Source organism: Variovorax sp. GrIS 2.14, assembly GCF_046115955.1.
Lineage (GTDB): Bacteria > Pseudomonadota > Gammaproteobacteria > Burkholderiales > Burkholderiaceae_C > Variovorax.
Genome location: NZ_JBJXIA010000008.1, coordinates 1 through 14,331 on the forward strand (window position 1 = coordinate 1; position 14,331 = coordinate 14,331).

A 14,331-nucleotide genomic window follows, 5' to 3' on the forward strand; every position below is an offset into this window, starting at 1 on the left:
ATCGCCGGCGGGGCCAGCCCGACACCGGCAAAGAGACTCAACGCCCACGCAAAGCTTCGGGCCTTCGAGCGGCGCACGACGCCTGATTCGATGCGCCGCGGGCCGGGCGCTCGACTTGTGAAAGACATCATGGCAAGGACAAATCAACGAAAGGTTTTTGAAAGCGCGTTGGTCCGACGGGATGGCTGATGCAAGCGCTGAACTTTTTTAGCAGAGATCCGAAAAGATCGTGTGCTGCCCGACACATGGGCTGCAAAAGCCGGTGCTGCCGGACCTGCCCGCCGCAGGATTTTCTGGGGTATCGCGGAGATACTCAGCGTCGGCCCATCTTTTTCGAAACCCTCCGCATATGACCGATCTTTCAACTTTCCCGATCACCAGGAAGTGGCCAGCCGCGCATCCCGACCGCCTTCAGCTCTATTCGCTGCCGACGCCCAACGGCGTCAAGGTCGCGATCATGCTGGAGGAAATCGGGCTGCCTTACGAGCCGCATCTCGTCAGCTTCGAAACCAACGACCAGATGTCGCCGGAGTTTCTGTCGCTCAACCCGAACAACAAGATCCCAGCCATCCTCGATCCCGATGGACCGGGCGGCAAGCCGCTCGGCCTGTTCGAATCAGGCGCCATCCTGCTCTACCTCGCCGAGAAAACCGGCAAGCTGATCCCGCAGGACGCGGCCGGCCGCTACGAAGCCATCGAGTGGGTCATGTTCCAGATGGGCGGCATCGGACCGATGTTCGGGCAGCTCGGTTTTTTCAACAAGTTTGCCGGCAAGGACTACGAAGACAAGCGGCCGCGCGATCGTTATGCAGCCGAGTCGAAGCGGCTGCTCGGCGTGCTCGAAAAACGCCTAACGGGCCGCGACTGGATGCTGGGCGACGCGTACTCCATCGCCGACATCGCGATCTTTCCGTGGGTGCGCAACCTGGTCGGTTTCTACGAAGCTGGCGAGCTGGTCGGCTTCACCGATTTCCCGAACGTGGCGCGCGTGCTGGCTGCTTTCGTGGCGCGTCCGGCTGTGGCCGCCGGCCTCGCTATCCCCAAGCGCGGTTGAACAAAACGAAACGGAGCACATCGATGAAGCTTGGAATGATCGGCCTCGGCCGCATGGGCGCCAACATGGCAGAACGCTTGCTGCGCGGCGGGCATCACGTCGTCGGCTTCGACCCGAATGCTGCGGCACGGACCGCGCTCGAAGCCAAGGGCGCGACATCGGCCGATGCGCTCGCGTCGCTCGTTCGGAGCCTGGAGGCTCCGCGCGTCGTGTGGCTGATGGTGCCGGCCGGCAAAATCACCGACGACACCGTCGATGCATTGCTCGCGTTACTGGCACCGGGCGACACCGTCATCGATGGCGGCAACTCCAACTACAAAGACACGCTGCGCCGCGCGATGGCGTACGCCGGCAAAGGACTGGCCTATGTCGACTGCGGCACCAGCGGTGGCGTGTGGGGTCTGCAAGAGGGCTACAGCATGATGATCGGCGGCGACGAAGCGGTGGTCGCTGCGCTGCGCCCGATCTTCGAAACGCTGGCGCCTGGCAAGGATGCGGGTTGGGGCCGTGTCGGGCCGGTCGGCTCGGGGCACTTCACCAAGATGGTTCACAACGGCATCGAGTACGGAATGATGCAGGCGTACGCCGAAGGCTTTTCGATCCTGCAGCACAAGACCGACTTCGCGCTGGACCTGCACCAGGTCGGCGAGATCTGGCGCACTGGCAGCGTCGTGCGCTCATGGCTGCTCGACCTCACGACCGACGCGCTCGGCAAGAACCCGACCATGGCCGGAATTGCCCCGTACGTCGCCGATTCGGGAGAAGGGCGATGGACCGTGAACGAGGCAATCGAGTTGGGTGTGGCTGCGCCGGTCATCACGTTGTCGTTGCTCGAACGGCTGCGCTCGCGCGACGACGACTCCTTCACCGACAAGCTGCTGGCTGCGATGCGGAATGAGTTTGGGGGGCATCCGATCAAGACGGAGCCGCCGAAGGTTTAAGGGTTCACGGTGAGGCTGGGCTGGCGCCGTAGGCGCATATCAACGACGGTGGGTTAAGACCGCAATCGGGCCAGGAGCAGACCTATCAGGATCGAAGCCATACGAATATTCAAGGTAATCAATGTCGCTCGTCACCTTCTTGTTAGCCGCTTTCCTTCTTGCGATTACGCCCGGCCCGGGTATCGCATATGTGGTGGCCCGGACGGTGTCCCGCGGCCGCCGTGAAGGTCTGGCCTCGTGCTTAGGCACTGGCGTCGGCGGAATGGCGCACGTCCTGGCTGCAGCTCTCGGCCTGTCAGTCTTGGTTGCGCAGTCAGCAATGGCCTTCAATGTGATCAAGTACATCGGCGCGGCTTACCTTGTCTTCCTCGGCATTCGCATACTCATGAGCAGGGACAGGACTGCGCAGGGCGTTGAGGTCAGCGGCTCGAAGGGTGTACATCGCGCGTTTCTCGAAGGCATCGTGGTCGAGGTTCTGAACGTTAAGACTGCGCTCTTTTTCCTCGCATTTCTTCCACAGTTCGCCTTGCAATCAGAGCCCTTAATTCCGCAGCTGGCAATGCTTGGCAGCGTCTGCGTGGCTCTCAACACCGCCGTAGATGTCGTCGCCGTATTCGCAGCCCAGAAGCTTCTTGACTCAGGAGCCGCGCGTGCAGCACGCGCTCGATGGCTGACTCGGTTTTCAGGTGGAACGATGGTTGGCCTTGGCATTTTCCTTGGCCTTGCTCGACGCGAGTCGTAGGCGGCAATCGGGCCAGAACCGGTCATACAACACGATTGCTCGAAGTGATCTTGGCAACGCTCACGGCGGTAACTTCTGCGTCGAATAGATTGGGTCAGCAGTTGAGTTGTCCGACCGCTTGAAGTGATTTTGATTGCGTTTGGATCCGTCCTCCGCGGCAAGCGCGGTCCAGAGCGCTAACCCTCCAAACGCGAAAAGCAAGGACTTCACGGATTCGGGAACTGCATATGTCCACGTCATTTGTCAGTATCAATGGCAAGGGTTTTTGGATGAACGATTCCATCCTTGAGCTCTTTTTGCGATTTGCAGCTCTTCACATTGAAGATTCGCAAGAACAGTACTCATTGGCTCATCGAATTCGCGATGACTGGCTCCTTGCATCGCGCGGCTTCATTTCAGGCTCATCAATGCTTTCCCTTGACGTTGACACCGCCACTGAGGAAGGGCGACAGGTAGTTCTAAGCGCGATTGCATCGTTGCTTGAAGCACTTCGCGAAAACACTGGCTTGATCGACAAGAACGCGCTGAACCTCATGGGGATAGCAAGCGGGCGTTGGACCGCCGGTATCCCTACAAATCTGCTGATCGAAGTTGGAGAGGCATTTGTGGCACTCGTCAACGGCCACCCCTTTGGCGACGCCGGCAGCGGGGGGGCCATGCCGGGGAGTCGATACCCCAAAGATAAAACTTCATGACAGCGAATTGCTTGGCTACTGTCGGCCAAGACCGGACCTTCGAGGCTCGTTCAGAATCGCCCGCCTGGATGGGCCAAATTCGATACCTTCATGGGAACATGATGCAGTCAACCACTTTGAAGTTCACGGCAGGCCAGCTAGCGACGACGCGCGCCATTCGCAAGTTCTGCGAGATTCACGGCCACTCAAGCGGTTGGCTTGAGCGGCTGGACGCAGTCCTTCATGCAATGGAGGCGCGCGATGCTCCCGGCGTGGCGGGCGCGTTGGCGCCATTTGCAGGCGGTGGCATGGGCTCCTTCATCGATTGGTTTCCTCAGCCATCGTCTGCAACGGACGACGACACGTACGTCGAGGTTGTATGGAACGCCCTCTACGGGCATTGGCGAGAACAGATGAGGCCGCACTGGCCAGTCAGAAGATGATGATGAATCTCAACGCCGCTTCCGGCCAAGAACGGACATCCACACCAAACAGTTTAAAAGAAAGCACTGAATGAAAGATGGCGTTGCCGTTCCTGAGGCCGTGCTATGCATCCCCGGCCCTTGGGTAGAGAGAGCGGACCTGACGAGGCAACTCGTCAAGGCAAACACGGGCTATATTTTCGCTGGCATGTTGTTGATGGACATGAAGACCAGCACCTCATGCGAGCTTCAGATGGAAGCTCGCGACGAGAGAATGTTGTTTGCTTTCAAGGTGGCTGGCCCTCACTGGGGGCAAACCGATGAAATGACGCGCATTGAGAACCACAATTCTGTCATTTATCTAATCGGTCACGGCGGCTCAGAGACCAACTTTGCTCCGTTGATGCACGCCGCGCGTGCGCTGCTAGATGCGGGAGGGTTTGGCGTCAAGGTCGAGAGTACGGGCCTTGCGCATAGCCCAGAGACGTGGCGCAGGTTCTGCGGTGATCTGCATCTTTTCAGTGTTCACGAAGCTTGCGTCCTGTACCTCACCGGCACTGACGTTTACTCGTGCGGTATGCACAATCTTGGCCTGAAGGACGTGGTCACCGCAGCAGATGGCACGGAAGACCCTGTCGAGTTACTTCGGGCCTTCACACTCTATGCCTTCGCTGAGAAAGCGGACATCCGTACTGGCCAAACCTTTTCTGTGGCTTCGGACGCTCCCGTCTACAGGATCTTAGAAGACGAGGGCGTGCTGTACGACGCTTCATCACTCTTTAAGAACCCGTATGGCTTCTGGCGCCTTGAACCTGAGGGCTCGGAGCCTGCGACAAGCACCCCCGCCAGACGTTCCTGGTGGAAGTTTCGCAAGCACTAGCCCAACGTCCGCTTTCAGGCACCGGACAGCTGCGATGGGCACGAATGCCCGTTCGGCGTCACCGTATACAGTCGGCCAAGGGCAGCCACTAAGCCATGTCATCAGACTCCGAGTTCATTCGCTTTCTACCGGCGCTGGAGTCGCCGTACTCGGCGTACTCCGGTTCGATGCCTGCAAGCGAGATTCTTCTCGGTGCGCTGAACTGGCCGACCGACTACTGGCCCGCGCTTGCGGTCGGGTGGCTGGAGCAAGGCGCACCAATCGACTCCGTAATCGCGACGAGGCTTGAAGCCATCGGTCGCGGACGACAGTACGAGCAACGGACCCGGCATCGTAGCTTCGCACTGCACAAGCGGTGGGCGAAAGCTCAGGGGTAGTGGCGCCATGGCCCTGACGGACGTCTGCTTTCGGGCATCGTGGATGTCTGCTTCGGGCCCGAAGCTGCCGGTCGCACACCCCGATCAACCGCGGCCCTCACATGGCTCAGGCCGGTGGGTTGTACTGCGCAGCGAAGTAAAGGAGGAGGCGAAGCCGGGGGACATGAGCGGAGTAGTGCACCGCGCCGGCCTGAGCCCCGCACGAGCGCATCGTCAACGCGCCGTCTTCTTGTCCTCGCCCATACCTGTGGGTCGTCGTCATTCGCGATAAGTGTTGGCGCGTACCGTCACATGGCTCGCGCAAGAGCCGTAGCAGCAATAGCATCCCTCAGTCTTACAAAGCGCGGTCCGTCTACCCTACCTGACAAGCCGCTTCCCTTGACTACCTTTCGAGACATCGATGCCTGTTGCGGCACCGGCCGTTTCAAAAAGGTAGTCCCCGATGAGCGCAGTCCCCGAATTCAAGCCCAATGACCATCCATCGGGCGGCTGGGGCTCCGTCAAGGCAGTGACGACCTACCTGATTCGGGAAGAAGCCCTGGTCGCCGGAACCAAAGCACTGCTCGTTCAAAACAAGCCCGGCGGCTTCTCTTGCGTGAGCTGTGCCTGGGCCAAGCCGTCCAAGCCGCACCTCGCCGAGTTCTGCGAGAACGGCGCCAAGGCGACCGCCTGGGAACTCACCGGCAAGCGCATGCCGGCAAAGTTTTTCGAAGAACACACATTGACCGAGTTGGAAACTTGGAGCGACCACGAACTCGAAGTCGGCGGCCGTCTCACGGTGCCAATGCGATGGGACTCCGCCACCAATCGCTACCTCGAAGTCAGTTGGGAAGATGCCTATGCCGACATCGGCGTCGAGCTTAAAAAGTTGCGCGCCGAAGACCCGAAGTCGACTGTGTTCTACGCCTCAGGTCGCGCTTCGCTGGAGGCCAGCTACATGTACCAGTTGCTGGCCCGGCTGTACGGTAACAACAACCTGCCCGACAGCTCGAACATGTGCCACGAGAGCACATCGGTCGCGCTGCCGTTGACCATCGGCGTGCCAGTGGGCACTGTCACGCTCGACGACTTCGAGCAGACCGACGCGATGTTTTTCTTCGGCCACAACACGGGCGTCAACAGTCCGCGCATGCTGCATCAGCTGCAAGACGCGCGCAAACGCGGCGTGCCGATCGTCACCTTCAACCCGCTGCGCGAACGCGGGCTGGTGAGCTTCGCCAATCCACAGTCGCCGATAGAGATGCTGACACTGGCCGAGACGAAGATCAGCACGCAGTACCACCAGCTAAAGATCGGTGGTGACATCGCAGTGCTCACCGGAATGTGCAAGTCGCTCATCGCGATGGACGATATCGCAAGGCTCGCTGGCATCAAGCGCGTGCTCGATGTCGACTTCTTGGCGGAGCACACCAGCGGCTTCGAGATGTTCGCGGCAACGGTCCGCGAAGCCTCGTGGGCCGGGATCGAGAAGGAGTCGGGACTCACGCGCGACGACATCGAGCAGGCAACGCTGGTCTATGCCAAAGCGCACGCCGTGATCGCGGTGTACGGCATGGGCCTGACACAGCACCGCAAGGGCGTGCAGAACGTGCAGATGCTGTCGAACCTGCTGCTCCTGCGCGGCAACATCGGCCGGCCGGGCGCAGGCATTTGCCCAGTGCGCGGGCACTCGAACGTGCAGGGCCAGCGCACGGTCGGCATCACGGAGAAGCCGGCGCTGGCGCCGCTCGACAAGCTGGCCGCGCTGTACGCATTCGAGCCGCCGCGCACCAAGGGGCTGAACACCGTAGAGGCCTGCGAGGGTGTGATCGACGGGTCGGTTCGCGCCTTCATCGGGCTGGGCGGCAACTTTGTGCGGGCGGTTCCGGAGACGGAGCGTGTCGAGGCGGCCTGGCGTCGCTTACGATTGACTGTCAACGTGGCGACCAAGCTCAACCGGAGTCACTTGATCCACGGCGAGGTCTCGTACCTGCTGCCGTGCCTGGGCCGCATCGAGATCGATCGGCAGGCGAGCGGCGAGCAGACCGTGGCGCTCGAAGACTCGACAGGCTTCATCCACGCCTCCAAAGGCGTTGCGGAGCCGGCCGAGTCGACCCTTCGTTCGGAGGCCTCGATCATTGCCGGCATCGCGCAGGCGACGCTCGCGCCCAACCCGATGGTGCCTTGGCAAGACTGGGTCGCCGACTACGGGCGGGTGCGCAGCGCCATCGAGGCCACGTACCCGGAAATTTTCCGGGACTTCGAGCAGCGCTTTCGCATTCCCGGCGGCTTTCAGCGGCCGATTCCGGCACGGGAGCGCATCTGGAAGACCAGCAGCGGCAAGGCCAACTTCATGGTCGTGAAGAGCCTGGTTGCCGACCCCGACGCGCCGGAGACCGACCCCGACGTGCTGCGACTCATGACCATGCGCAGCGACGACCAGTTCAACACCACCGTCTACAGCCTGGACGATCGCTTTCGCGGTGTGTACGGCACGCGCAAGGTGCTGTTGATGAACCGCGACGACATCGACCGGCTCGGGCTGGCCGAAGGCGCGATCGTGACCGCGTCGACCGCTGTCGACGACGGGCACACGCGCGAGGTGCCAGGACTGCGCATCACCGGCTTCGACATCCCGGCTGGTTGCGTCGCCGGCTATTACCCGGAATGCAATCCGCTGATTCCGCTCGCTCACCACGCCGAGCAAAGCAAGGTGCCGGCTGCAAAGTCGATTCCGGTGCGACTCCGACTTGCTTCGCCTGACTTCGCCTGACTTCGCGTTACCGTCCCGTTACCGTCGCAGAGCGATTGAATCCGCCGGCATGTTCCCCGCGTACCAAGTCTGGATTCAAATAGCATTTTTCGCTCCATGCCAACTCCGCAAGCCAGACTTTGCCACGCGTTGCCAGCTCTTCCCAGAGGGCTGGCAACGTTGGGCGAAGCGTTTCGGCTGCTTCAGTGGCTGGTCGTTGCGATCCTCGCGGTGAGCCTTCCGCTGCAAGCCGTCTCGGCTGCGGTCACGGCGATGTTGGGGGCGCGGCACACCCACCGCGCGGAGGTCACTGAAAGAATCGTCGCAAGCGACGCGAAGGATTCGATGAGTGGCTGGCGCGACTTTCGGCGCATGCAGTACAGCAATGCGCGCAGCCATCCGCATGACCGCGCTGAAGCCCAGGCTGAGGCTCATGAGTATGCCCACGCACTCGGCCTCCGGCATCATCACCAGCTCGACGACACGAGCGTGATTCTGGACGACGCTTCCGACTTTGCCGACCGCGGTGACTCGACCGACACGGCGCAAGCCAGTGCGTCGTTCGTGTTCATGGCGGCCAGCAACGACGTCGATTTGCCTCCACCCCCCGAAGCATTCGGCAAGGCTTGGAGAGTCGCACGGTCGGTTGCACCGGGCAGCGCCGACCCGTGGCGCATCGAGCGGCCGCCGCAGGCACTGTCGACCTGAACGACTGACGACAGTCGGGCGTCCCGCCGAGCGCGGCGGCGCCGTTTGAAACCTCTACCGCTCTGAAGCTCGCGACGAGTATCGCGCGACGCTGCGCATCGCCACGCGCACTCCAATGGCAACCAACCCACCCAAACAAGAGGAGATTCGCATGGCTCGAATCCAAACACTGACGCGCTCCAATTGCCGTTCTCGCGTCTTCAGCGCCACGCTCGGCACACTGTCATTGCTCGGAGGACCCGCAATGGCGCAAGACAGCCATCTGCCAGAAATCGAAGTGCGCGGCCCGCGAGACGCCACCATCGGCGCGGCCGACAGTGCCAGCGAAGGTGCGGCCGAGCGCCAAGTATTCCAGGCGCGACCGAAACTGCGCCCCGGCGACATCGTGGAAGCCGTGCCGGGCGTTGTCGCCACCCAGCACTCCGGCGACGGCAAAGCCAACCAGTACTTCCTGCGCGGCTTCAATCTTGACCACGGCACCGACTTCGCCGTGAGCCTGGACGGCATGCCCGTCAACATGCCGACGCACGGCCACGGACAGGGCTACGCCGACCTCAACTTCCTCATCCCCGAACTGGTGTCCGGCGTGAAGTACCGCAAAGGACCTTACTTTGCCGAAGGCGGAGACTTCTCGCTAGCGGGCAGCGCGTCGCTCGATTACTTCAGTGCACTCGATGCGCCGTTCGCCGAGATCAGCTACGGCTCGAATAACTACAAGCGCCTGCTGGCCGCCGGCTCACGCACCGTGGGTGACCAGACCTGGCTCGGCGCCGTCGAGCTCGTTGGCAACGACGGCCCATGGAACGTGTCGGAAGACCTGAAGAAGGCCAACGCGGTGCTGCGCTATTCGCAGGGCTCGCCGACGCAAGGCTTCAGCATCACCGGCATGGCCTACAAGAGTCGCTGGACCTCGACCGACCAGGTGCCGGAGCGCCTGATCGACAGCGGCGCGTTGCCGCGCTTCGGCTCGCTCAACCCAACCGATGGCGGCGAAACCCAGCGCGTCAGCCTGTCGGGCAAGTGGTTCAACAAGACGGCCGCAGGCGAGACCAACGTCAGCGCCTATGCCATCGCCTATCGCTTCAAGCTGTTCTCCGACTTCACCTACTTTTTGAACAACCCGGTCAACGGCGACCAGTTCGAGCAGACCGACCGGCGCAACATCTTCGGCGCGCAAGCCTCGCATGTCATGCCCAACAAGATCGGCTCGCTCGACGGCGTGCTCACCTTCGGCGCCTCGTGGCGTGGCGACCGCATCGGCGAGGTCGGGCTCTACAACACAGAAGCGCGGCAACGGCTGTCGACAGTGCGAGACGACAAGGTCTCGGAGGATCTGTTCTCGATCTACGCGCAGCAGCTGGTGTACTTCAGCGACCGTTGGCGCGGCTACGTGGGGCTGCGCGGGGACACGCTGCGTTACGACGTGCAGGGCCGCGAGCCGGTCTACGGTCCGCTCAACAGTGGCAAGGGACACGACTCGCTGGCCAGCCCGAAGGCGGGGTTGATCTTCACGCTCACGCCACAGCACGAGTTCTATCTGAACGCAGGTGTCGGCTTTCACAGCAACGATGTGCGTGGCGCCACCATCAGCGTCGATCCGCAGACCGGCCAGGCTGCAGACCGCGTGCCCGCGCTCGTGAAGGGCAAGGGCGCCGAGCTCGGCTGGCGCTTTCAGCCCAACGAAGACCTGACGACGACCGTGGCGCTCTGGAAACTCGACCTCGACTCGGAGCTGGTCTATGTCGGCGACGCAGGCTCGACCGAGCCGGGCCGGGCAAGCAGCCGTCGCGGCATCGAGGCGACGCTGAAGTGGAAGCTCAACAATGCCTTTCGCTTCGAGGTCGACGCCGCCCTGTCACGCGCCCGCTTCAAAGGGATCGCGCCGGAAGGTGAGGGCAACTACGTCGACAACGCGGTGGAGCGCGTGCTGGCGACCGGCGTCACCTATATCGATGGGCCGTGGACCGCGTCGCTCTGGCTGCGCTACCTCGGGCCACGCGCGCTCGATACGCTCAATACGGTGCGCTCACGCTCCACCACGCTACTGAACTTCGGGACCAGCTACGCGGTAAACAAGCACCTGACCCTCGGGCTGAACGTGTTCAACATCGCGGGCAAGAAGGGCAACGACATCGAGTATTACTACGCGTCGTGCACCAGCGGCGAGGTCGTCAGCGGATCGTGCAACGGCGGCGTGAACGACCGGCATGTGCATCCGATGGAACCGCGCAGTGCGCGAGTCAGCGCCAAATGGACTTTTTAGCCGCTATCTCACTTCTATATGAAATAGCACCTGACATGCCTCGTCGGCGATCACATGTTCTTCGTCGGTGTGCATGACGAGAAGCGAGATCTCGCTGTCGGGTGCGTCGATGCGAAGCTTGTGTGCGTTGTTCGCCTCGGCGTCTACGCGCACTCCCAGCCAGCCGAGATGCGCCGCAATGGCCGCGCGAACGCTCGGCTGATGTTCGCCGATGCCGGCGGTAAAGACGATGGCGTCCAGGCCGCCGAGGGTGGTGGCGATCGCCGCCATCTCGCGCGCAACGCGCAATGCGAACAGTGCCAAGGCCTGACGTGCTTCCGGTGCATCGCTGGCGACAAGCTCGCGACTGTCCTCTGAAATGCCGGAGACGCCGAGCAATCCGGAGCGGTGATAGAGCATGTCTTCGAGCGCGTCGAGGGACATGCGCTTTTCCTTCTGCAGATGCAGCAGCACGCCGGGATCGAGCGCACCGGGGCGCGTCGCCATCGGAATGCCGTCGAGCGTCGAGAACGACATGCTGGTATCGCGGCTGATGCCGTTCTCCAGGCCGCACAAGCTCGCGCCGCTGCCCAGATGGGCGACGACGACGCGGTCGCCGATATCGCCCACGTCGCCATCGCCGTTCAGTGCCAGTTGGCCGGCAATGAACTTGTACGAGAGCCCGTGAAAACCGTAGCGCTTGACACCCTGGTCGAACAGATCGCGGGGCAGGGCGAAGCGACGCACCAGGTCGCTTTGCGTGCGGTGAAACGCCGTGTCGAACGACGCGGCTTGCGGCAAGTCAGGACGCAGCTTTTGCACCGCGCGAATCAGACGCAGGCTCTGCGGCTGATGCAACGGGGCGAGAGACGACAACGCATCGATGGCCGCCAGCGTGTCGTCAGAGATCTTCGTCGGCCCGTCGAAACGATCGCCGCCATGCACCACGCGATGCGCAACAGCCAAGAGCTTGTCGGACTGGAAATGGCTCGCGAGCCAGCTGAGCGTTTCATCGATAACGTCGTGCAGGTCCTCTGTGGCGTGCGACTTCAAGGTCACCTGAAGCGGTCGATTCGCCTCCTCGATCTTCAGCGACAGCGGCTTGTGCCGGAGATCGATTGCACCCTGCCCAAACGCTCGCGCCTTGCCGTCTTCGATCGCAAAGAGCCCGAGCTTGATCGTCGATGAGCCAGGGTTGAAGGTGAGGAGTACGTCGCGTGCCATGGGTGCATCTTGTACCGACGCTCAGTCACCGCACCATCGTCAGAGCGATGCGACGAGCGCCGCGACCGCGTTCGCAGACTGCTTTTCACCGGCAGCGACAAACAGCAGCATCGACCTTCCCGTGACCGTGTAGATCGCCTCTGGCTCGAAGTCCTCGGGCTCCTGCGGGTCGAGTGCAGTGTCGATCAGGCGCGACCAATGCACACCGTCGGCACGCGCCGGCAGCTTGAACTCGATCGCGTCTTGCCAGCTGTTGATCATGATCATCACGGTCGCATCGTCGGCGGGCCGCGCGATCGAAGAAGCTTGCGCGGTGCCTTCGAGCAGCATGCCGAAGCAACGCGTTTGCGGGTCGTCCCAGTGGCCCGAATCCATCTCGGCACCATCGGGCGCGAGCCACGTCACGTCCTTGAGCTGCGTCTCTTCCTTGACGTCGCCTGACAGGAAGCGTCCGCGGCGCAGCACCGGCAATTCTTTACGCAGCTTCGTCAGACGTTGCGTAAAACGGTTGAGCGCCTGACCACGTTCGTCGATTTCCCAGTGCAACCACGAGATGTCGTCGTCCTGGCAATAGGCGTTGTTGTTGCCTTGTTGCGTACGGCCGAACTCGTCGCCGGCCAACACCATCGGCGTGCCCTGTGACAGCAGCAAGGTCGCCAGCATGTTGCGCTGCTGCCGTGCGCGCAGGTCGAGCACCGCCACATCGTCGGTGTCGCCTTCGACGCCGCAATTCCACGAGCGGTTGTCCGAGGAGCCATCGCGGTTGTCTTCGCCGTTGGCGTCGTTGTGCTTCTCGTTGTAGCTCACCGTGTCGGCCAGCGTGAAGCCGTCGTGCGCGGTAATGAAGTTGACGCTGGCCCAAGGACGGCGGCCGCGATGGTTGAAGCGGTCACCGCTGGCCGACATGCACTGCGCCAACTTGGGCGCCAGCGCTTCGTCGCCTTTCCACCAGGCGCGCACGTTGTCGCGGAACTGGTCGTTCCACTCGGCCCAGCCCGGAGGAAAGCCTCCGACCTGATAGCCGCCGGGGCCGATGTCCCATGGCTCGGCCACCAGCTTGACACTCGACAGCACCGGGTCTTGCCGGCAGCTCTTCAGGAAGCCGCCGCCTTCGTCGAAGCCGTACGGCTCGCGCGCCAGGATGGTCGCCAGATCGAAGCGAAAGCCGTCGACGCGCATCTCCGTCACCCAGTAACGCAGACTGTCCGTCACCATCTGCAGCACGCGCGGATGGCTCAGGTTGAGCGTATTGCCGGTACCGGTGTCGTTGATGTAGTAGCGCGCACCGGGGCCTTCAGCGCCGTTGCCGTCTGCACCACCGCCCGGCATCAGCCGGTAATAGCTCGCGTTGTCGATGCCCTTGAAAGACAGCGTCGGGCCAAGCTCATTGCCTTCTGGCGTGTGGTTGTAGACCACGTCCATGATCACTTCGAGCCCGTTCTCGTGGAAGCGGTCGACCATCGCCTTGAACTCGTCGATGTTGGGCCCGTCCATGTAGCGCTGGTCGAGCGCGAAGAAGCCCATCGTGTCGTAGCCCCAGTAGTTGGTGAGGCCCTTATCCGTGAGGAACGGCTGGTTCAGGAACATCTGGATCGGCAACAGCTCGACGCTGGTCACGCCCAGTTCGCGGATGTGCTTGATAGGACCGTCTTGCGCAAGGCCGGCGAAGGTGCCACGCATGTGCTCGGGCACGTCGGGCCGCCGCATGGTGAAGCCGCGCACGTGGGTTTCGTAGAACACGGTCTGGTCCCACGGGACTCGAACGTTTCGGGTCTGCTTCCACTGAAAGTGCGAATCGACCACCACGCATTTGGGCACCATGTGCGCACTGTCGCGCTCGTCGAAGCTCAGGTCGGCATCTTCGTGGCCGACGGTGTAGCCGAAGAGTTCCGGCCCCCACTTCAGCTCGCCCATGTGCGCCTTGGCGTACGGGTCCATCAACAGCTTGTGGTGATTGAAGCGGTGGCCTTGTTCAGGCTCGTACGGGCCGTGCACGCGGTAGCCGTAACGGGCACCGGGCTGCAAGCCGGGCACGAAGCCGTGCCAGACCTCGTCGGTGTATTCAGGCAATGTGATGCGGGCCAACTCCTCGATGCCGGCCTCGTCGTAGATGCAGACCTCGACTTTGGTTCCATGCGCGGTGAACAGCGCGAAGTTGACGCCGTGGCCGGTGTAAGTGGCGCCCAGCGGGTGAGCCGTTCCTTCTTCGATCGAATACGTTTGTGTCATCACTGAATCATCGCGGATGACAACGACAAACCGACGGCTTTCCGGCTCGCCGGCTCGTAGGCGAAAGCCTCTCGAAGCGGGGCTGCGACGAAATCACCGTGATGACG

Annotated in this window: 12 protein-coding genes; 10 read left to right on the forward strand and 2 right to left on the reverse strand. The window is 62.2% G+C overall.

Annotation, left to right across the window (positions count from 1 at the left end; translation table 11 throughout):
- From RCH10_RS14280 to RCH10_RS14325, 10 genes are all read left to right on the forward strand, one after another.
- Positions 1 to 189, forward strand: a 189-nt coding sequence (locus RCH10_RS14280; RefSeq protein ID WP_409052874.1) for a hypothetical protein, incomplete at its 5' end; no start/stop codon positions are given.
- A 160-nt stretch (positions 190 to 349) separates the two neighbouring features.
- Positions 350 to 1,054, forward strand: coding sequence for a glutathione binding-like protein (locus RCH10_RS14285; RefSeq protein WP_409052875.1), 705 nt, complete (start codon positions 350 to 352; stop codon positions 1,052 to 1,054).
- The gene (gene gnd, locus RCH10_RS14290; protein ID WP_409052876.1) at positions 1,051 to 1,995 is read left to right on the forward strand and encodes a phosphogluconate dehydrogenase (NAD(+)-dependent, decarboxylating); all 945 of its coding nucleotides are present in this window, start codon (positions 1,051 to 1,053) and stop codon (positions 1,993 to 1,995) included. The genes RCH10_RS14285 and gnd overlap by 4 nt, the downstream gene beginning before the upstream one ends.
- A gap of 121 nt (positions 1,996 to 2,116) precedes the next feature.
- Positions 2,117 to 2,737 carry a LysE family translocator gene (locus RCH10_RS14295; RefSeq protein WP_409052877.1) on the forward strand — a complete coding sequence of 207 codons (621 nt, stop codon included), beginning with the start codon at positions 2,117 to 2,119 and terminating at the stop codon, positions 2,735 to 2,737.
- A gap of 269 nt (positions 2,738 to 3,006) precedes the next feature.
- Positions 3,007 to 3,432: a hypothetical protein gene (locus RCH10_RS14300; protein ID WP_409052878.1), complete on the forward strand. Its 426-nt coding sequence runs from the start codon at positions 3,007 to 3,009 to the stop codon at positions 3,430 to 3,432.
- A 492-nt stretch (positions 3,433 to 3,924) separates the two neighbouring features.
- Positions 3,925 to 4,713, forward strand: coding sequence for a hypothetical protein (locus tag RCH10_RS14305; RefSeq protein ID WP_409052879.1), 789 nt, complete (start codon positions 3,925 to 3,927; stop codon positions 4,711 to 4,713).
- A 95-nt stretch (positions 4,714 to 4,808) separates the two neighbouring features.
- Positions 4,809 to 5,090: a hypothetical protein gene (locus tag RCH10_RS14310; RefSeq protein ID WP_409052880.1), complete on the forward strand. Its 282-nt coding sequence runs from the start codon at positions 4,809 to 4,811 to the stop codon at positions 5,088 to 5,090.
- Between the two features lie 442 nt (positions 5,091 to 5,532).
- Positions 5,533 to 7,842: an FdhF/YdeP family oxidoreductase gene (locus RCH10_RS14315; protein ID WP_409052881.1), complete on the forward strand. Its 2,310-nt coding sequence runs from the start codon at positions 5,533 to 5,535 to the stop codon at positions 7,840 to 7,842.
- 129 nt (positions 7,843 to 7,971) lie between these two features.
- Positions 7,972 to 8,529, forward strand: coding sequence for a hypothetical protein (locus RCH10_RS14320; protein WP_409052882.1), 558 nt, complete (start codon positions 7,972 to 7,974; stop codon positions 8,527 to 8,529).
- Between the two features lie 244 nt (positions 8,530 to 8,773).
- On the forward strand, positions 8,774 to 10,792 hold the full coding sequence (locus tag RCH10_RS14325) for a TonB-dependent receptor (protein WP_409053067.1): 2,019 nt from the start codon (positions 8,774 to 8,776) through the stop codon (positions 10,790 to 10,792).
- A 3-nt stretch (positions 10,793 to 10,795) separates the two neighbouring features.
- On the opposite strand, the gene RCH10_RS14330 is transcribed toward RCH10_RS14325, so the two are convergent.
- A complete protein-coding gene (locus RCH10_RS14330; protein ID WP_409052883.1) occupies positions 10,796 to 11,995 on the reverse strand; it encodes an acetate/propionate family kinase in 1,200 nt (399 codons plus the stop codon).
- Between the two features lie 39 nt (positions 11,996 to 12,034).
- A complete protein-coding gene (glgX, locus tag RCH10_RS14335; protein ID WP_409052884.1) occupies positions 12,035 to 14,224 on the reverse strand; it encodes a glycogen debranching protein GlgX in 2,190 nt (729 codons plus the stop codon).
- Between the last annotated feature and the right edge of the window lie 107 nt (positions 14,225 to 14,331).